This window comes from Oribacterium sp. HCP28S3_H8, assembly GCF_052064775.1.
In the GTDB taxonomy this organism is placed as follows: Bacteria; Bacillota; Clostridia; order Lachnospirales; family Lachnospiraceae; genus Oribacterium.
In genome coordinates this window covers 15532-34349 of sequence record NZ_JBQHUZ010000001.1, presented here as the reverse complement: position 1 = coordinate 34349, position 18818 = coordinate 15532, and the positions used below count along the sequence as shown (strand labels likewise).

The window sequence follows — 18818 nt, the reverse complement described above, 5'->3', positions numbered from 1 at the left end:
TTTCTTATAGTTTTAAATAGTTCTCTGCAATATTTTGCTTATGTGATTGCAAAACAGGAGGGTCAGTGCATTTCTACACTTGCTCCTCCCATTTATCATTCAATACCTGAATCTGCGATTTTCTTTTTTACCTGCGTCCAATGCTCTTACTTTCCGAGATAAATCCGGATGATATCCAGATACTCCTCCGGATAAAAGCCGATGGCACCCTGGAATCTTGTAAGCGCGATCAGTCCTCCGTCGATTTCCGGGATGGATGCGAGCATTGCCGCATTATCTGTCTTGAGTCCACCTCCGTAGACAACATCCATGCCGCCGGTCTGTTCCTTTACAAAACGGGCAATCTTGGTGATATACGCCTGATCTGCCGGTATCTTGCCGGGACCTATGCTCCATACCGGCTCATAGGCAACGATAATGCTTGACTTGTCAGCTCCATTAAGACCATCCGCAAGCTGCGCACCCAGTACCTCCTGCCAGTGCTCCTGCTCCTCAGAAGTTTCTCCGATGCAGTACACCACCTTAAGTCCCTGTCTCTGTGCACATAAAATTTCCTCGTTGAGGATTTTATTTACTACAGAAGCTGCTGCTTCTCCGGTAACGCCTGCATCCGCCAGGATGCCTTTTTTGTCATTACGTTCCTCACAATGACCAATTAATGTCGCGGTACAGCCCAGCGCTTTTACTGCTGCTGCAGGACGATTGGTTGTAAACGCACCGAAGTTTCCGCCCGGGGCAACATCCATGCGATACACGCCCTGGCTTCCAATCTGTACCGGGCTATCGTCTTTACGCGCGTTGACCGCATTAAGGAGATGAGCTTCCGGCAGGAAGTCAATAAACTCGGTTTCTTTAGGATCATATTGTTTCAGTGCCTGCTGGGTACCCTCAACAACACGTGCACCCCACTCATTTACCGGTGCCAGGCGGTTTACACCGCCCAGCTCCTCCGGCACATCAAAACGTTTTAAATTTAGTAAAATATGTTTCATCAGATCATATCCTCTGTCGCAGCCTTACCGGTACCAAACTGAGCTTCTCCCGGATGATTGCCATATGCGTCCATGCAGTCCAGGTTCTGATCCTTCATGCAGAGATGCACGGAAGCAGTCTTAAAGGTTCTCGGAAGCGCAAGGATGTTTGGATTTTCACCCACATACTTCTTTTTAGCGTCCTCAAGTGCCTCCTCAAAGGTAGCTCTTGTCTTAAGTCCCATGCCTCTTGCATAACCCGGCTCCTCAGCTCCGACAATGTAGATCGCACTCGTATTCATTTCCGCAATATGTCCGCAGCTCATCATGGAGAAGCCATGGAACGGATGGAAGGCATTGGCAAAACGGTATTTACGGATATACTCCTCATTGGTTGCAAAGTACTGACCATAACGGTTCATATCCGGGAGCACATTCATATGATCCTTCTGGAACATCGTATACAGCTCTCTCAGATACGGCCAGAGCTCATCATGGAAGTAACCATTGCAGATAGATGAGCAGATAATGACGCAGTGATCGCTCATCACACGACGGAAACGAAGCACCTGTGCGGACAGTGCCTGCATCATCATGATCGGATTGGTACCCATACCATCACCATAGTGGAACTTCTGCGGCATACCAAATACCAGTACATCATACTTTTTCTCTGCCCAGTGCACATAAGTACGCTTGTCCGCGATCTTCCAGGACTCCGGCATCATCTCCTTGGCATAGCCTGAGAAAATGGCGATCTGGCGGGACTTGGAATCCAGTACAGCATCACAGCAGAAAAACGGATGTCCCATCTTCTCCTCCATATGCATACTGATCTCATTGAACTTATGCCGCATCAGCGAACCGTTGTTGACCGGGGTAAAGTCCGGCTTATGCATAACATCCGGTACATGATGCGCGCCGATGCACTCCCAGTCCGTAATACCGGTTGCACTATGCTTATATCCGCCGGAGTAGCCGCCATAAGGATTACCTTGTACATGTCCGATCAGGATGGGAAGATCCGCCTCAAACACATAGCGGTTCATATGCACCTTGTCACCACGCCTGGTAGTTCCGAGATCCACCATGTGTTCCTTATCCTCGGAATCATGGCTCATAATCTGTCCGGTATACCAGAACTCATTAAAAAGCTCCGGTCCAAAGATTGCCTTGGCATCCTCCGGTTTGCTTCTCGGATGGAGACCATTGGAGATGATAAACAGGATATCCTTCTTCTCTACGCCTGCGCTGTAAAGCTCCTCCAGGATATACCGGATGGAAAGCTTCCGATGGCTCGTTGGCTGTTCGCCGCCCTTGACACGATCCGGAACGACAAATACTACTTTAGAGCCTTTATGAACCAGCTCCTTGATTGGAGGCATCCCGATCGGATGTGCAAGACTCTCCTTATATGCTGACTCAAGCTGATCCTCCGGGATATACGGAGGATCCGGTACAGTCTCACCAGGAATAAATACATCTGTTGAATCCGGCAGATCCGCGCCTAAAGTTCCTTGTCCATATTCAAACTCAAAATGTTTCATGTTTTCCTCCACACTGCTAAACATGCTTCATGCTGCACGATACAATACGCTTTTGCAGTTCTTTTTTAGTAAGCTTCTGCGATAAGCTCTGCATTAAATACCGGCACAAAATACCAGAACATCAGATGCCCTGCTTCCGATACCGCTCAGCCATTTCCTCCAGAGTTACCGTTTCTACCAGCGGTGCCTTGCCATAGCTTCCGAACTTGACAATCAGTGGAGCAAGCGCTTCCTTGACACCTGCCTCAACAACCTTGACAAGCCGTGCCATATCATCATCTCCTATTGTACCATACATAACCGTATCCATGATAGGCTCAAAAAAGGCTCTTGGATCAAACTGCTCCGGATACTTCTCAAGCAGCTCATATACCGGTCCGATGGATGCACTGTTACGCAGGGCGGTATCCTCTGTAAACAGTTCTCTCAGGTTTCTGGTGACTGCAAGTCGTAAATCCGTATCGACGTTGATCTTATTGATGCCGCAGTGAGATACCTCAACCAGCTGGTTTACATCAATGCCATAGGCGTTGGTAATCTTTCCGCCGAGGGCATTCAGTTCCTCAACTATATAAGCCGGAACCGTAGAGGAGCCATGGCTTACCAGAAATCCGTTGATATGCTCATGCCGCATACATTCCTTGATGGCAATCACAATCTCCTTACGGATCTTGGTATCCTTACCCTTATTGGCGCCATGCTTTGTGCCATAGCTGATGGCAAGTGCATCGCATCCGGTCTTGCGGAAAAAGTCAATCGCTGTCAGCGGATTGGTATATGTAGAGTTATCTGCAAATACATCATCCTCAACTCCGGCGAGCACGCCAAGCTCTCCCTCTACCGTGACGCCTCTTGCATGCGCATACTTTACGACCTCTCTCGTGAGCTCAACATTCTCATTATATGGAAGTGAGCTACCGTCAATCATTACGGAGGTATATCCACCCTCTACAGCAGCAACGCAGGAGTCAAAATTCTTGCCATGATCCAGATGAATCACTACCGGGATTGTGCTGTCCGCTCCATACTTTTTTACTGCATCCGCAATGTTTTTAGCTCCACGCTTCTTATCTTCCAGTGTCGAATTTTTAAAATCTGCTCGGCCACCCATAAATCCGTTTGCAAGATCTGCGCCCTGCAGAAGTGCCGGACTCCTGAGCATCTCATGCACTTCAATCGCTGCCTTGATCTGGCAGACTGCATTAACATTAAATGCTCCCTGTGCATAATTACCTTTATCTGCTGCTTCCAGCACTGCTCTCATTGGTACAAGCATCGTGAAATCCTCCTTCAATTAATTAAATGAAATCATCTCATCGAGTCCCTGCCCAATGAGAGGTCTTGCCCATGTTTTAAATGCTTCGGTCACACCGTTGCCATCTGCATTGATAAATTCCTCCGGCAAAGTTTTTTCATGCAGCATGACTTCATCAATATCTATAAGAATCGGCTCAACCTGATAGGGCTCTGTAGAAATGCGCTTAAACCCTACCATCTTACCGGTTTCTCCTCTAAGAAGCGCCTGACAGGCAAGCTCACCGGCAAGCCTTGCTTCCTCGCGGTCCACCGTACTCTGCATGAGGATAGAACATCTCCCGAGCAGTCCCGGCTTTTCACCGCGGGCTTTATATCCAAGCCTGCGAATGACGACGTTGGCGAGATGCGTTCCCACATCTCCAAAATACGTAGATCTGCCAACCTTAAAAATCGGTTCTACGATCGGATTACCGTCTTTATCCTTCAGTCCCTCGCTGGCTACCACAACAATGCCCTTTTTCTTTTCCAGAAGCCGTTTTACATCCGAGATAAAGCGATCCTCGTCAAAAGGACGCTCCGGCAGATAAATGAGGTCCGGACCTTCTCCGTTACCATCGGCTGCAAGAGCACTGGCAGCGGTAATCCAGCCAGCATTTCTTCCAGATACCTCCAGGACAACCACATGGATCGGAAGCCCCTTGACATCCTGCACCAGCTCCTTGGTGCTCTCTGCCACGTATCTTGCCGCACTGCCATAGCCGGGAGCATGGTCCGTAATGGCAAGATCATTGTCCATGGTTTTGGGGATCCCCATCACAAGGATATCATTTCCCATCGCCTTGCAGGTCTTATACAGTTTGCCGCAGGTATCCATGGTACCATTTCCGCCATTCATAAGTACCTTGTGAATGTCATGCTTCTCAAGGATCCGTGCCATAGCCTCGTATTCCGGCTGTTCCAGCTGATCCCTGGAGGTGCCGATCGCACTGCCCGGTGTCTGTAAAAGCAATCGAAGCTTCTCCTCCGGCACATCTGTAAGATCAATAAATTCCTCTTTAAGGAGACCGCCCGTGCCATTTTTAGCAGCCAGAATCCTGCCGACCTGTCCGCTCCTCCGCGCTTCCTCTACTGCGCCATATAGAGAAGCATTTATAACTGCTGTCGGACCTCCCCCATGCACAATCAGTAAATTTTCTTTCATATGAAATCTTCCATCCTAAAAATCAGGCATCTGTTACCGTAGCATCGCAGGTGTAAACTCTTTTGCCGGAAAGCTGTCATCATAACTTTCCAAGCGCTGCAAACATCCAGTGTTTATACGCCTCTACTCCAGGCTGATCAAACGGGTTGACTCCCATCAGTTTGCAGGAGAGATAGCATGCAAACTGGAAGAAATAAAACAGCTGACCAAAATGATATGCATCAAGCTCATCCAGTGTGAATGTCATTACCGGCAGCTTCTCGCTATGCGCCTTGACTGTCGCGTGAAATGCCGCTTTATTGATTTCAGCAAAATCCTTGCCGTTAAGATAATCAAAATAATCCTTTCGGCTATCGGGCTTGATGACTACATGATCTTCCGGATGAACTACATCCAGAAATGTTTCAAACATAATCGGGGATCCGTCCTGGATAAACTGTCCGATGGAATGCAGCTCCTCGGTAAACTCTCCTGTCACCGGGAAAATACCCTTATTGTCCTTGCCCTCACTCTCCGCAAAAAGCTGTCTCCACCAGAGATAAAAATAATGGAATCTGGGATCAAAAGAGGAAAGCATTTCCACTCTGTAACCATTTTGGTAAAAAAGATTGCGAAGGCACGCATAGCGATATGCGGAATTTGTTTCCGCAGGCTCTTTATGAAGCTGCAGCTGCATGTCATGCGCTCCCTTTACCAGTGCTCTTACATCGACACCTGCAACCGCCATAGGCAGCAATCCCACGTTGGTCATGGCGGTATAGCGGCCGCCTACATTCACAGGAAACTCAAAGAAATCATATCCCTGTTCCTGACAGAGCTGCCAGAGTGTGCTTCCCGGTGTACCGGTTGCAATGATACGCTCCGGAGCTTGATCGCCATAACGCTCATCCATATACTGTCTAAGGACACGAAACGCTGCCCCCGGTTCCAGTGTTTCAAAGTTTTTAGCGATGCAGTCAATGTAAAAATCTTTTCCAGCAAGCTTTTGCAGCATTTTTTCTACTTCATGCGGGTGCAGTGTATTACCTGCATAGATGATTTCGCATCCGTCTAAAGGCTTCAGTGCTTCCACAACGGCACGAGCAGCGTTATTGGACCCACCGATACCGATCAACACAAAGGCATCGGCATTTCTGCGGATTTCCTGCGCTTTCCGTTCAATCCGGAGCAGCTGTTCCTCTCCTGCCTCAATATCTGTATCCAGCCAGTCCTGGGAGTCCTTATATTTTTCCTCTCCCGCCTGAGCCTCAGCCAGCATCTCCGTATGCTCCTGCATCATCTGCTTTAAAGTGGTTTCTTGATCCGAAAGATCGGAATTTACTTCAAAACGAATCATTTCAGCTCCTATATTGTTAAAACTATTAACAAATTATTGAAATCTTTTGTCTTTATAACCCGGTATAGCATCCTTCCGGATCCTGGCATTGTCAGCTGGCCGGGCTCTTTGTTGTTGTAAGCATACATTAAGTTAAAAGTTTTAACAATAGTAAATCTATCAAATCTTCACCCGCTATTTTGTTTAAACTGCCCTATTCTGTCTCTTTACTGGACATGAACGTTGTAAATCTACTATACTATCCTCAGTGTTGTGATCCTATATATCTCATGAACACGATCAATTGATGGTATCTCATGCATATATGTAGATATGTACTTTGCAAAATCAGAGATACAACTCTCAGAAGAAATAAACGGATATACACTATCAGCATAACGAAACAGATGTAAGCAGATATAAACATATATAAACAGCTATAATAAGAGGATGATCTATGCAGGATAAAGGCAGCAACCTGATTGAAACGCGCCGTAGAAACCGCGCACTACTTAAAAATCTGATCTTCCGTACGCCGGATGCTACCCGCACGCAAATGGCGGAAATCCTGCATCTTACCAAGCCTACCATCACCACCAGTGTCAATGAAATGCTGCAGGAGGGCATCCTTGAGGAGATTCCACTGCCGGAGGATAAGTTAAAGCAGACAAGCGGCAGACATCCTAGTTCCATTGCATTTCGCGCGGATGCAGGTCTTGCCATTGGCGTCGAGCTTGGACCTTATACAACAGAAGCGGTTTTGATGGACTTAAAAGGAAACATTCGCACTGCCGTCTCAGAACAGCCACCAAATGTATCCTATGATATCATGCTGGAGCAGCTCTGTGCTATGATCCGGATGCTTCTGCCCAAGGATACCGGACATCTCCTGGGTGCCGGAATCGGTCTGCCCGGATTTATCAATAATGAGCAGGGGCTGATCCGCAAAACGCCTCGTGCCAGATGGAGCGGTTATCCTCTGGCAGCGGATCTTGAGGCTCGACTCGGGATCCCGGTGATGATCGACAATAACGTGCGTCTGCGCGCTCTGGAACAGGTCATGAACCTGCAAAACGCCGGATCGGATACATTTGCATATTTTTATATATCCAAGGGTATTGCCTGCCCTCTGATGGTCGGTGGTCAGGTCCTGTCCGGACACTCCTATGGTTCCGGAGAGCTTGGACATGCGCTTATGGCATCGGATTCCACCACAGGGACCTTTCTGTCGGTTGATGATCTCGCCAGTGAACGGGCACTCATGGAGCGGTGCCAGCAGGATCTGCTTAAAGGAGAGGCTCCGGAGCTTAGGGACATTCTCAATAAATACGGAAAATTTGATCTCGATAATCTCCTGGAGCTTGAACGTAAACAAGTCCCGGCAATCACCAGAAATTTTAAGGAAACTCTGCACTACGCCGGTATCGCTCTTGCAAATGTCGTGAATCTGATGAATCCGGAGCTTGTCATTGTAGACGCCTACATGATGCAGGAGCCAATGAACCGCGATTACCTGCTGGAAGCCGCACATAAAAATTTCTACGGTCTCAATGAGGAGGAGGTAAAGGTCGGCTTTGTTCCCTTTGATCAGAGTCGTGGTGCCAAGGGCGCCGCATATTACGTGATACTAAAAAAATTCCTGGAGGTTTGATCCCCCGGGAATTTTTAGGTTTTTTTAGATGAACCCCCCATGCAAATTTAATTTGAGTTGGGGATGTTGGCTGCCTTATGGCTCGTTTCACGCCCCAAAGAACCTAAGTCCCCAACGCACAATGAATTCCAGCAAGCCGCAGCCAACCATAACCTTAATCGGTCCGATCTTAAATTTCCTGAGCGCAATCAATGCACCGATAAAATAGACCACCGTACGGATGTTTACATCACCTGCAGCAAAGGAAATGGCTCCGGAGGTAAATACCGCGGGGATCAGAATTTTAAGACCGGCGGTAAAAATCATTGCTACGACTGCCGGACGAAGGAACTGAAGAATCCCCTGGAGTAACACAAGATTCCTGTATTTCTTATAAAGCCAGGCAAGTCCTGTTACAAAAATGCAGGAAGGCAGGATAACTCCGGCAGTTGCCACAAGCGCCCCCGGTATCCCTGCAACCTGATTTCCTACAAAAGTTGCGGAGTTTACGGCGATCGGTCCCGGTGTCATCTCGGCAATGGTCACAAGATCCGTAAAATCCGACATAGTAAGCCAGCCGTACCGATCAATCACCTGTGCCTGAATCAGCGGCATTGCAGCATAGCCGCCTCCAAAGCTGAACGCTCCAATTTGCAGAAAGGCAAGAAAAAGCTTTAGAAATATCATTGCCCTGCCCCCTTTCGTTTCTCTCTCACAATCGTACGCACAGCACCCACCGCTGCAGTGACAAGAATAATCAGGATGACATTCACATGGAAAAAGTAGTTTGCTGTAAATGAAAGAATCATTGCAAGGATCCGAACCCAGTCTCTGGTCTTTACGACGTCTCCTCCCATGTCATATACAACCGACATGATTACCGCTGCAACTCCTGCTGTCATGCCAGAGAGCAACGCCTTGATTGCAAAATTACTCTTAAAGGCATCATAAAAGAAGGAAATGGCAGTCAGGATCAAAAATGGCGGGATAATTGCTCCAAATACTGAACACAAAATGCCAGGAATTCCTGCCAGCTTATATCCGACAACAATAGCACCATTTACAGCTATGGCTCCCGGCGAAGACTGCGCAATGGCGACGAGATCCAGCATTTCATCATCATCAATCCAGTGAAGCTCATCCACAAATTTGCTTTTGAGCAGCGTCACAATGACATAACCGCCGCCAAAGGTAAATGTACTGAGATATAAAGTAGAAAAAAACAATTTGCGCAGCACATGCTTACGATCCATCTGTTCCATAGCTTTCTCCGACTCTCCCTTCTCTGCCTCCAGACTATCCAGGCAATGCCATCCTATCCTATCAATTCTTCTTTGAACTCAGCTCTCCTCATAGACAAAACGCCCATGCACCATGGTCTTAGTCACATGCCAGTCCTCAAGCACCAGGAGATTTGCCTCCATCCCCGGCTTCAGATAACCGATCCGTTTGTCAAGCCCAATCAGCTTTGCAGGATTTTCCGTCAGTACCGGCACAATCTCTTCCATGGAATACTTTGTAAACCGATGGAGATTGCGAAACGCCTGCCCGGTGGTGAGAGTACTGCCGGCTCGGGTTCCGTCACTTACAAGCTTGGCATCGCCCTTTTCCACAACGACATCATTGACGCCCAGCTTATACCGTCCATCCGGAAGACCTGCAGCCATAATGGAATCCGTGATTGCAACCACACGATCCAGTCCCTTGGCCTTAATCAGAATCCGGACCATACCGGGATGCAGATGTCTGCCATCGCAGATCATCTCGCAGTAGAGCTCATCGGATTCCAGTGCCGCTCCCAGAATCGCCGGAAAATGCTGATGCATCAGCTTCATACCATTGCAGGTGTGTGTCGATGCCATCGCGCCGTACCGGATTGCCTCCATGGAAGTCTCGTAGCTTGCGCCGGAATGTCCTATGGCGACCTGAATCCCCATCTCCTTAAGCTCCGGAATCATGGCAACAGCCCCCGGAAGCTCAGGAGCAATCGTAATATAGCGGATATCGCCTCCGGCACGCTCCTGATACCGGCGGATCAGCGCAATGTCCGGCATACGCAGAAGCTGCTCCGGCATCGCCCCCTTATAATCCGTTGATAAAAACGGGCCTTCCAGATGAATGCCCTCCAGCGTAGCTCCATGATGCGGCAGCTTTTTCCAGCCGAGATATGCATCAATCGCACGATTGGTCGCCTCCTCCGTATCCGTCAGGATGGAACCCAGCCAGCTTGTGGTGCCCTGGCTTGCAAAAAAGCAGCTGATATCCTCGAGCTCCTCCGGGGACGCTGCATTCACATCCGTCCCATGCGCGCCGTGCGTGTGAATGTCAAAAAATCCGGGTACCACACGCTTTCCGTTGAGATCCAGCTCCTCCTCGCCCGGCTCAGCCTCCAGACTGCCGTATGCCTCAATACGACCATCAGTAATCCGGAGATCCGATGTTACAAAACCATGATTCAGATAAAACGCTCCGTTTTTAAGCAGCATATCGTACCACCTCCTGATTTTCACTTAAAATGGCTGCTTCGCCGCATTGGCATTGGTAATAATCATCGCATCCGGATGCCGCTGCAGGAGCGTTGCCGGGAAATGCGCACTGACCTCCCCATAGGCTGCCTGCCGGATCACCGCACGATGCCAGTCACGGAATACGCCGATCCGGACCTTCCGGGCAGCAAGAATCTCCGAAATACCAATCGTAATCGCTTTATGCGGCATTGCATCGATCGCGCCATTTAAATCTCCAATCGCATTGCTGGTCCTGGTTTCCCGGCTGATTGTCAGCACTCTCGTAGGAAGCTTGGCAAATTCTTCCGCCGTAAGCCTGTCATCCGCCTCATTAAATGCCAGATGCCCATTTATGCCGATACCTCCAAAGCAGACATCTACCCCGCCAAGCTCCGTAATAATCTCATGAATCCGTTCCGGATGCTCCGGGTCCGGAAAGATCCTCTGCTCCTCCGGCATTACAAGCTCCGGATCGATTTTTTCATACACCGTGCGCTTCATAAATCCATGGAAGGACAGCGGACTCGATTCGGAAATGTAGGTATCGTCATCGTTAAGATATTCATCCATATTGATGAACCAGCACTGCTTAAGCGATATTCTGTCCCGGTTTACAAGACGGACAAAGATCGGATACTGACCGACTGGCCCCACCGGACAGATAAATACCGTATGCTTCCCGGCGGCATTATGCTCCTTGATCACATTCACCATCTCCAGCGCCATCTCATAAAAAACCTCACCGGAGTCACCAAGCTTTAAAATCGGGATGTTGGCATCCTTGCCAAGATCTTCCGCTGAAATATTGTAATAACTCTTATCCTTCATTGTCTTACTCCTTTTCCTGCATAAATAATTTTTCCAGCCCCAGCTGGTGAATCAGCTCGACAATTTCCTTACTGCGGGAACAGCCGAATTTGTGTAAAAGCCCCTTGATCTGCGTCTTAATCGTCACGATCTCAACGCTCCTTGCCTCCGCAATTTCCCGGACTTTTTTTCCCTCCAGGAGAAGCCGGATGATTTCCCGCTCCGAATGCGTGAGATGGGAAACATTATTAATAAAAAACACCAAAGACTGCTCACTTTTACGAAGCCGGTTGTACTCCTTGATAATAGACTGCTGAACATTGCTCTCCAGCACCGTTTTACCTTCATAGGCTCTCCGGATATGCTCCAGAAGCACCGCATCATCACATCCCTTGATGATATAATCCACCGCACCGGTTCCCATCCCGGAGTGGATCATTTCATCTGTCTCATGCGCAGTCATAAATATAATTTTAATCTCCGGGTCCTTACTGTGAATGTGTTCTGCCGCAGTGATTCCCGAAGTGAGATCCTCCATTTCAATATCCATAAGGACGATATCCGGCTTCCGTTCCAGCGCAAGTCTTGTGATTTCCGCACCGGTAGCCGCGTCCCCGATCACCTCCATGTCTTCCTCGCCATTAATAGTCTCGCAGAAATCCTCTCTCAGGATATCAATGTCTTCAGCGACCATGACCCGTATCAGTTGATGACTCAAGTCTTCCATGTCCTGCCCTCCTGATCCAAATCAATTGTTTGCATGGTATAAGTTACATCTTTACTTTAAGTATAATCCTTATTGTAAATATCGTCTTACCTTTATTAAACCTAGTCGCCATACCTGGGAAGCATTAAAAGAAACGTACTTCCCCTGCCCTCGATGGACTCCAGCTTTAGATGTCCGAAGTGTTTACGGACGATTCTGCGCACGTAAAACAGCCCCATACCCCAATTGGTATTTTTGCTTTTACTCGTATAAAACGGTTCAAAAATCCTGAGCCGCTGTTCTTTGGAAATTCCCTTGCCATGATCTGTCACGGCAAATACCGTCCAGATCCGTTCGGCACGCACCGATAGCTGAACCTTCGGGTCCGCTCTGCCTGCAGCAAGCGCAGCCTCATATCCATTGATTAAAAGATTATAAACCGCCTCTGAAATAGCAGATACGTCCACCAGCACCTTTCGGTCTGTAAGAAGCTCTATTTCAAGCTTCCCTTCCGGATATTTTTCCCGGAAGCGCTTTGCCGAAAGCTCCACCACATCCCTTACCGGAACCGGAACCAGCGTCAATGCATTATTACGGACTGTGGAATAAAACTCCTCAAGTCTTGTCTTCATGCTGCTGTTCAGGTCACTTAGCTCACTCTCGTACTGCCGGATCAGCATAAGATCCGGGGATTCCTTGGCAAGCTCCTTTTTCATCCTCTTGTGGAGAACCTGTGCTGACAGTACCTGATTTTTCATACCATGCGCAAAAACCGATACGCCCATCCCGGCAAGATCAAACTGCCGTTCAAGGCGGAGGTCCTCCTGGTTTTCCGTATACTCCACCCGCACATAGTGAAGCAGTCCATAGGTTCCGGCAAGGACAGAAGCAGCGGTAATCATGAGCAGCAGATTCCATCCCCGTGAACTGAGCGTCGAACTGATGTAATTGCTGATGCCGAGCTGGATGTATTCCGAGATAAACATATTGTAAATCTGGGATGGATCCTTGGTGGCATAGACAAGATACAAGGCTGTCGCCGCAAAAAGATACAGCAGGATATATAAAAAGTCCCTCCGGAATATTGGAATTGTCGTCCGGAAATATTCCAGAAGCAAGAGCCCAGCGGATAAGGCAATCATCACAAAGATCCAGTAATATACGATCTTCATCATGATGACCTGCATCTCAAAGCGATATTCTGCAATGCTTTTAAAAACCGGCGGATAATAATAAACGAGAAACAATCCTGTCGGAATCGCCGTCAGTAACTTAATCCACCTGCTTCTGCGCCTGATCCTCTGCGTATTGCTAAATCCAAGAGACACCAGTAGCAGAAACCATGGAAACAGAAGCCTTGTCACTGCCACCAGATATCCCAGCTTATCCAGGTGAATCGGCATAGCTCGCAGACTATGCTGTATCGATGATGTGAGGAACAGAAGCTTCACTTCCTTCGCTGCCGTACCTCCCATCATCGCAATGTAAACGATGATACCCCCGAGCATCAGCGCTTCCGAGGCGCTTAAAAGAAGCAGGGAGATAGATCTGTCATTTCGTTTTACAATTCCGATCAAAAGGAAGATCAGCGCCGAGATAATCAGTGTAATAATCAGCATATAGCAGGTACCTTAAAGGCCGGAGCCCTGTTTCAGAGCATCCGGCCTCACTCATTGAGTACTATCCCTTCTGTATTTTGGTAATACGATCTTCAGAGTACTCCAGCGTATGCTTCGTGATCTCTAAATCATGGAAGCATGTCCTGTCTTATAAAACCAACGTGCAAGCTGCGTAATCACATCACTTGTTCTGGGAGTACAGATCATATCCATCCTTCATCACATCATACATCACATAGTTGTTGGTATCAACCTTGTCCTTGATGCGTCCGTTAGCGATAAATACATTCTGCTGTGTCTCATAGATCTTCTTAATAGCATCCATGTCACCTGCCACCTGCGTAATGGTCTCCCAGTCACCTTCCTTAATGGAAGCGAGCATGGTGTCTTCCGGAGCATCCAGCTTCTTGGCAAGTGCCTTGGCAGTCTCCTCGGTATGTGCTGCACGGTAATCATGCGCCTTATCGAGAGCTGCAGCAAATCTTACAAGCACATCCTTATGCTCGGAAGCGTATTTATCAGTGGTAATATAGCTTGACGGGAAAATCGCCTGATCCAGGAAATCCTTGTTGCTTCCCAGAGAGAGGTAGTTATCGCCTAAAGCATTTTTAAGCGTAACCGTGTTAGGACTCCATGTAGCACAGGCATCAATCTGATTTGCAACCATAGCTGTTGTCATACCATCCACTGCCATCTCCACAAGGTTTACATCCTTATCGGTAAGTCCGGCCTTGGCAAGCACCTGATGCAGTATAATTTCAGAAGAAGTACCGGAAGCAACCGCAATGGTCTTACCCTTGAGATCCTCTGCCTTCTCGATGCCATGCGCCTTGTTGGCAACTACCTCATCTGCAAGAGATGTCGTGGTATCCATCTGGAAAATCTTTGCCTGACCCTCGATGCAGAGTGCATGTGCGCCATGACCGATCTGGGAAATATCAATGTCTCCGGACGCCATCGCCGTGATCTCTGCAGGTCCGCCCTGGAACTCTGCCGGCTCAACTGTGATACCATATTCCGCAAAGTAACCCTGATCGATACCTACAAAGAGCGATGCTGCAGAACCCATATTGGGCATATAGGCAACTCTTACCGTTACCGGCTCATAGTCCTTTTTAGCAGCCTGGGACTCTGCCTGAGAGGACGCAGCCTCAGTTGCCGCAGCTGTTGACGCAGCCTCTGATGATGCTGCAGCCTTGGTTTCTGCTGCGCTGGATGCTGCCGCTGTCGTTGATGTCTGCTTGGAGCCTCCGCATGCTGCAAGAGATGCAGCCATACCGATTGCCAGTAGACCAGCCAATGCTCTTCTTTTCATAATGATCCCTCCTATTTTGGATTTACGTTTATCACACCCACTACTGTGGATAAATTACTTACGAACTGCAAGATACTCCTCATATACCTGCTTCCAGATATGATTTTTAAGCTCCAGAAATCTTGGTGTCATTTTGGTCGCCTGATCTCTCGGATATGGAATATCAATATCTACGATTTCCTTTACACGACCCGGACGGGCATGCATGATGACAACTCTCTGCGCAAGGATGATTGCTTCCTCTACATCATGCGTAATGAAAAAGCAGGTCTTCTGCTCCTTCTCCCAAGTCACAAGCAGCTCACTCTGCAGCTGTGTTCTGGTCTGGGCATCCAATGCACCAAACGGCTCATCCATCAGCAGTACAGAAGGATTTACTGCATAGGCTCTTGCAATGGCGACTCTCTGCTTCATACCACCGGAGAGCTCCTTGGGATACGACTTGGCAAAGTCCTCAAGATCTACCATCTTAAGATACATATGTGCAATCTCTCTTGCCTTCTCCTTTTCCATCCCCTGCTGCAGAAGTCCAAACATAACGTTTTTTTCTACTGTGAGCCATGGAAATAATGCATACTGCTGAAATACAATGCCTCTCTCAGGACTCGGTCCATCAACCTCCTTGCCGTCAACATAGACATGTCCCTCCGTCGGGGTTGCAAGTCCGCCGATGATATTCAGTAAAGTTGACTTACCACAGCCGGATGGACCTACCACACATACAAACTCATTTTCATGGATATCGAGATCCACACCATTGAGTGCAATCATCTCGCCATTTCTGCCGTTAAACTTCTTGACAACATGATCGATTTTAACTTTTACTGGACTGTTTCCTGCCATCCTGTAAACCTCCTCTCAAGGAATTTAACGATCTTCTCAAATGTGATACCGATAATGCCAAGTAAGATGATGCCGAGAAGCACCACATCCATCTGATAATAGCCGCTCGCCTTCTGGATCATCATACCAAGACCGCGATCACCACCGACAATTTCCGAAGCCATCAAGGTTGTAAGCGAGGTGGAAAGTCCAAGTCTTGCCGCTACCAGAATATATGGAGTTGATGCCGGGATGATGATCTTAAAAAAGATATCTCTGTTTCCCGCACCAAGCACTCTTGCCGCCTTGATCAGTGTAGCATCTACACCCTTGACACCCTGATATACCGTCACGACCTGTACCAGGAAGGAGGCAATCACGATGACTGTAACCTTGCCTATATTTCCGACACCAAGCGCCGCTGTAATAAGAAATACATACGCAAGAGGTGGTATGTTTCTTACAAACTGGATCCACGGTTCAACGATTCTGCAGAACGGCTCATACCATGCCATGAGAAACGCTGTCGGTATGGCAAGCACAAAGGCAATGCCAAATCCGGTCAGCACTCTCGACAGAGAACCCCAAACATGCTCCCAGAGGATTGTAGACTCAATACCTTTAGATACAAATGCAGCCCATACCTTTTTAGGTCCTGCGAATACAATCGGCCAACGGTATGCCGCAAACAGCCAAAGTGCGATGGCAACTCCCAGTGAAATCAGGAGCCACACGCCATTTGGTATCTTATCCCATACGCTTTTTTTCTTATTCATCACGAACTCCTTTCCTGTAGCTTCATCATACGCACTTAAAAGCCGGCTGATAAGTATGAACTTTTATCATACTTATCAGCCGGCTGTAGTTACAAAAAACGCAGGATCCGTTTTATCTGTTTTCATGTTTATGCAGGGAAGAGATCAAATACTCAAGTCCCCCCCCCCCCTGAAAATTGCATATTATTCATTTCATGATGATTCTTTTTATCACAATACAGCGCAAGGTCCGCATCCCGGATGAGCTCCTGTACCTCTATATCTGTCTGAGGACTGCCGGTAATATATCCGGAGCTGCAACTGATCGTCATAGAACTCTCAGGAAGCTCAATTTTGGAAATCCTGGAGAGCCATTGGTTTCTCCTCCTGTTAAATTCTTCCTCCGATATATCCTGCATCAGAACGAGAAACTCATCTCCTCCATACCGGAAACAGCAGTCTCGCGGAAAAGACTGCCTCAGATATTCCGAAACTCTGGTAAGTATCTGATCCCCTGCCTCATGACCGAATGTATCATTTACTTCTTTAAAATGATCAATATCCGCCATCATAACAGTAACATGACATCCCGGTACAGACTTAAGTTTTGATTTCAGCGCAAGTCTGTTTCCGATTCCGGTCAGCGGATCCGTAAGAGAAAGCTCATTCAGCTGCCGGTTCAAATGCTCGACAACCTGTCTCTGTGAGATCTGACGTGCAAGGATACGATAATGCAGGGTCATACCCAGCCAAAGCAGGACCCCAAGTGCAAAATAATTGAGGATATTGAGCCGGCATGCCCCATCAATCATAAAAATCATATAAAAAAAGATGGTATGTCCTGTAAGCAGCAGGATAAAGCTGATCATCGGTTCCATGGACACGAAGCTTGCAAAAACAACCTCCACGATAAAAAAGGTAATCATCTGCTCACCGGCTACGTAATGACGATACGATGCAGCCATGCCCCATATCATAAGCACTGTATAATACGCAATGAGGACTCCCCTCTCACGATATAGCTTTTGCTCCAGCAGTTCTTCCGATCTGGTCACTTTGCTTAAATGTACGGCGACTGCGATGCTTAAGACAATGCAAAACAAGACACTAAACAGACTGTCAAGCTCATCCGCAAGATGATCCGCCTGTCTGATGGTATACAGGACAAGGATAAACATCTCCAGGATGGAAACTGCCGCGGCTATCCATTGCAGATTACAGACATTGCTTTTAATAATTTCCCGGAAAACCTCCTTCGGAACCTGAGGATGAATCCAGTCTGCGATTTTTCTGTATAGTGAATGTTTACGGTCCGTCAGATCTCCCACCTTACCGGACCCAGAGTCATCTATCAATATACTCCTCCTCTATAATATAATACTGTTATTATATGAAAATAGCTGAACTGTCAGTATCTATGATCTCTCTATTCTCAACTTAAGGTAAAGCTATAATCATATTTATTATACAATGCAATGATCAAAGCGTAAACCAGAAATTATTATTTCAATTATATTTATCAATATTTTTGTTGATATTGTATATGTGGCCGCATATTTCAAGCCTGATCATGTATATGCTCTTAACAATCCCTTCACCTGCAAAAACAGTACTCACTGCTGCAGGATCCATGCGAATGCTTTTGCCGTCCGCAGATCCGAGGCCCTGAAATGATTTCCGGGATTCCACTCTAAAGTACACTGCACCTCGCGTTCTTTAAGGATCTTTTCTGCCGCACGGATTTTTTCACTTACCGACGCCATCACCGGATTTCTACTGCGATCCTCCCTGTCACCTAAGCTTAAATATACCTTCCCGCAGCGGATCTGCCGGGATGACATATATTCGATAAAACCCGGAAACCACATAGATGGAGATGCCGCTGCCACGCCTTTAAAAAGATCTGTCTGATATGCAGCCCAAAGCGCAAAAAGACCGGCAAGCGAATACCCTCCAATATAATAATTTTTCATTGGATCAGCACAAAGCTTCTCTATCTCCTTAAGTGTTTCCGCAGCACCCGCACCGAAATCCTCCTTACCAAAAACCGCCGGTGCCTGCCAGGGAGAGAGCTCCCGATTCCAGTCCTGAATCTTAACTGCCAGTAAACAAAACCTCTCTGTCGTCTCCTCTTTAATCCCGGCAATTTCACTCTCGATCAGCTCAAGGTCATGCTCATCCACCGCCTGTATCAATATATTTACCGCTGCATCGCTGCCGTATTTTAAAATTTCCATCTCTATACCACCTTGTCTCTCCCGGATTTTTTATTTTATCTTTTGCCTTATCTATCTTATTAAGTTTAAGTCGTTAATGTCTGTTGTATCGAGGCGTTAATTGTTTTACCTCTGCACTTGTGCTATATT

At 47.5% G+C, this 18818-nt stretch carries 17 protein-coding genes; 1 reads left to right on the top strand and 16 read right to left on the bottom strand.

Annotation, left to right across the window (positions count from 1 at the left end):
- Window positions 1-146 precede the first annotated feature (146 nt).
- From ACTNEN_RS00180 to ACTNEN_RS00160, 5 genes are all read right to left on the bottom strand, one after another.
- Complete coding sequence (locus ACTNEN_RS00180; RefSeq protein WP_441204046.1) at window positions 147-992, bottom strand: triose-phosphate isomerase; 846 nt, start codon at window positions 990-992, stop codon at window positions 147-149.
- Window positions 992-2518, bottom strand: a complete 1527-nt coding sequence (locus ACTNEN_RS00175; RefSeq protein WP_441204045.1) for a lactate racemase domain-containing protein — start codon at window positions 2516-2518, stop codon at window positions 992-994. Before ACTNEN_RS00175 ends, ACTNEN_RS00180 begins: the two co-directional genes overlap by 1 nt.
- A gap of 121 nt (window positions 2519-2639) precedes the next feature.
- Window positions 2640-3794 carry a class II fructose-bisphosphate aldolase gene (locus ACTNEN_RS00170; RefSeq protein WP_441204044.1) on the bottom strand — a complete coding sequence of 385 codons (1155 nt, stop codon included), beginning with the start codon at window positions 3792-3794 and terminating at the stop codon, window positions 2640-2642.
- An 18-nt stretch (window positions 3795-3812) separates the two neighbouring features.
- On the bottom strand, window positions 3813-4976 hold the full coding sequence (locus ACTNEN_RS00165; RefSeq protein WP_441204043.1) for a 6-phosphofructokinase: 1164 nt from the start codon (window positions 4974-4976) through the stop codon (window positions 3813-3815).
- Between the two features lie 79 nt (window positions 4977-5055).
- Window positions 5056-6312, bottom strand: a complete 1257-nt coding sequence (locus tag ACTNEN_RS00160) for a glucose-6-phosphate isomerase (protein ID WP_441204042.1) — start codon at window positions 6310-6312, stop codon at window positions 5056-5058.
- A gap of 436 nt (window positions 6313-6748) precedes the next feature.
- Here ACTNEN_RS00160 and ACTNEN_RS00155 point away from each other — a divergent pair, with 436 nt between their 5' ends.
- Window positions 6749-7942, top strand: coding sequence for an ROK family transcriptional regulator (locus ACTNEN_RS00155; protein ID WP_441204041.1), 1194 nt, complete (start codon window positions 6749-6751; stop codon window positions 7940-7942).
- 87 nt (window positions 7943-8029) lie between these two features.
- On the opposite strand, the gene ACTNEN_RS00150 is transcribed toward ACTNEN_RS00155, so the two are convergent.
- From ACTNEN_RS00150 to ACTNEN_RS00100, 11 genes are all read right to left on the bottom strand, one after another.
- Entirely contained in the window at window positions 8030-8608 is a 579-nt protein-coding gene (locus ACTNEN_RS00150; RefSeq protein WP_441204040.1) for a chromate transporter, read from the bottom strand.
- Window positions 8605-9183, bottom strand: coding sequence for a chromate transporter (locus ACTNEN_RS00145; protein ID WP_441204039.1), 579 nt, complete (start codon window positions 9181-9183; stop codon window positions 8605-8607). Before ACTNEN_RS00145 ends, ACTNEN_RS00150 begins: the two co-directional genes overlap by 4 nt.
- A gap of 78 nt (window positions 9184-9261) precedes the next feature.
- On the bottom strand, window positions 9262-10407 hold the full coding sequence (gene nagA, locus ACTNEN_RS00140) for an N-acetylglucosamine-6-phosphate deacetylase (protein WP_441204038.1): 1146 nt from the start codon (window positions 10405-10407) through the stop codon (window positions 9262-9264).
- 24 nt (window positions 10408-10431) lie between these two features.
- Window positions 10432-11256 (bottom strand): glucosamine-6-phosphate isomerase, encoded by an 825-nt coding sequence (locus ACTNEN_RS00135; RefSeq protein ID WP_441204037.1) that lies wholly within the window; start codon window positions 11254-11256, stop codon window positions 10432-10434.
- Window positions 11257-11260: 4 nt separating this feature from the next.
- Window positions 11261-11962: a response regulator gene (locus ACTNEN_RS00130; protein WP_441204036.1), complete on the bottom strand. Its 702-nt coding sequence runs from the start codon at window positions 11960-11962 to the stop codon at window positions 11261-11263.
- Between the two features lie 101 nt (window positions 11963-12063).
- Window positions 12064-13560, bottom strand: coding sequence for an ATP-binding protein (locus ACTNEN_RS00125; protein WP_441204035.1), 1497 nt, complete (start codon window positions 13558-13560; stop codon window positions 12064-12066).
- Window positions 13561-13741: 181 nt separating this feature from the next.
- Complete coding sequence (locus ACTNEN_RS00120; protein ID WP_441204034.1) at window positions 13742-14875, bottom strand: ABC transporter substrate-binding protein; 1134 nt, start codon at window positions 14873-14875, stop codon at window positions 13742-13744.
- 54 nt (window positions 14876-14929) lie between these two features.
- Window positions 14930-15718 carry an ABC transporter ATP-binding protein gene (locus tag ACTNEN_RS00115; protein WP_441204033.1) on the bottom strand — a complete coding sequence of 263 codons (789 nt, stop codon included), beginning with the start codon at window positions 15716-15718 and terminating at the stop codon, window positions 14930-14932.
- Window positions 15697-16473, bottom strand: a complete 777-nt coding sequence (locus ACTNEN_RS00110) for an ABC transporter permease (RefSeq protein WP_441204032.1) — start codon at window positions 16471-16473, stop codon at window positions 15697-15699. Before ACTNEN_RS00110 ends, ACTNEN_RS00115 begins: the two co-directional genes overlap by 22 nt.
- 152 nt (window positions 16474-16625) lie before the next feature.
- Complete coding sequence (locus ACTNEN_RS00105; protein WP_441204031.1) at window positions 16626-17807, bottom strand: GGDEF domain-containing protein; 1182 nt, start codon at window positions 17805-17807, stop codon at window positions 16626-16628.
- 258 nt (window positions 17808-18065) lie between these two features.
- Window positions 18066-18689, bottom strand: a complete 624-nt coding sequence (locus ACTNEN_RS00100; RefSeq protein ID WP_441204030.1) for an esterase — start codon at window positions 18687-18689, stop codon at window positions 18066-18068.
- Between the last annotated feature and the right edge of the window lie 129 nt (window positions 18690-18818).

What these genes read in the sequence shown, in the direction of transcription:
- ACTNEN_RS00180 (WP_441204046.1), bottom strand. Translation starts at nt 992, where the DNA reads ATGAAACATATTTTACTAAATTTAAAACGTTTTGATGTGCCGGAGGAG.
- ACTNEN_RS00175 (WP_441204045.1), bottom strand. Translation starts at nt 2,518, where the DNA reads ATGAAACATTTTGAGTTTGAATATGGACAAGGAACTTTAGGCGCGGAT.
- ACTNEN_RS00170 (WP_441204044.1), bottom strand. Translation starts at nt 3,794, where the DNA reads ATGCTTGTACCAATGAGAGCAGTGCTGGAAGCAGCAGATAAAGGTAAT.
- ACTNEN_RS00165 (WP_441204043.1), bottom strand. Translation starts at nt 4,976, where the DNA reads ATGAAAGAAAATTTACTGATTGTGCATGGGGGAGGTCCGACAGCAGTT.
- ACTNEN_RS00160 (WP_441204042.1), bottom strand. Translation starts at nt 6,312, where the DNA reads ATGATTCGTTTTGAAGTAAATTCCGATCTTTCGGATCAAGAAACCACT.
- ACTNEN_RS00155 (WP_441204041.1), top strand. Translation starts at nt 6,749, where the DNA reads ATGCAGGATAAAGGCAGCAACCTGATTGAAACGCGCCGTAGAAACCGC.
- ACTNEN_RS00150 (WP_441204040.1), bottom strand. Translation starts at nt 8,608, where the DNA reads ATGATATTTCTAAAGCTTTTTCTTGCCTTTCTGCAAATTGGAGCGTTC.
- ACTNEN_RS00145 (WP_441204039.1), bottom strand. Translation starts at nt 9,183, where the DNA reads ATGGAACAGATGGATCGTAAGCATGTGCTGCGCAAATTGTTTTTTTCT.
- nagA (WP_441204038.1), bottom strand. Translation starts at nt 10,407, where the DNA reads ATGCTGCTTAAAAACGGAGCGTTTTATCTGAATCATGGTTTTGTAACA.
- ACTNEN_RS00135 (WP_441204037.1), bottom strand. Translation starts at nt 11,256, where the DNA reads ATGAAGGATAAGAGTTATTACAATATTTCAGCGGAAGATCTTGGCAAG.
- ACTNEN_RS00130 (WP_441204036.1), bottom strand. Translation starts at nt 11,962, where the DNA reads ATGGAAGACTTGAGTCATCAACTGATACGGGTCATGGTCGCTGAAGAC.
- ACTNEN_RS00125 (WP_441204035.1), bottom strand. Translation starts at nt 13,560, where the DNA reads ATGCTGATTATTACACTGATTATCTCGGCGCTGATCTTCCTTTTGATC.
- ACTNEN_RS00120 (WP_441204034.1), bottom strand. Translation starts at nt 14,875, where the DNA reads ATGAAAAGAAGAGCATTGGCTGGTCTACTGGCAATCGGTATGGCTGCA.
- ACTNEN_RS00115 (WP_441204033.1), bottom strand. Translation starts at nt 15,718, where the DNA reads ATGGCAGGAAACAGTCCAGTAAAAGTTAAAATCGATCATGTTGTCAAG.
- ACTNEN_RS00110 (WP_441204032.1), bottom strand. Translation starts at nt 16,473, where the DNA reads ATGAATAAGAAAAAAAGCGTATGGGATAAGATACCAAATGGCGTGTGG.
- ACTNEN_RS00100 (WP_441204030.1), bottom strand. Translation starts at nt 18,689, where the DNA reads ATGGAAATTTTAAAATACGGCAGCGATGCAGCGGTAAATATATTGATA.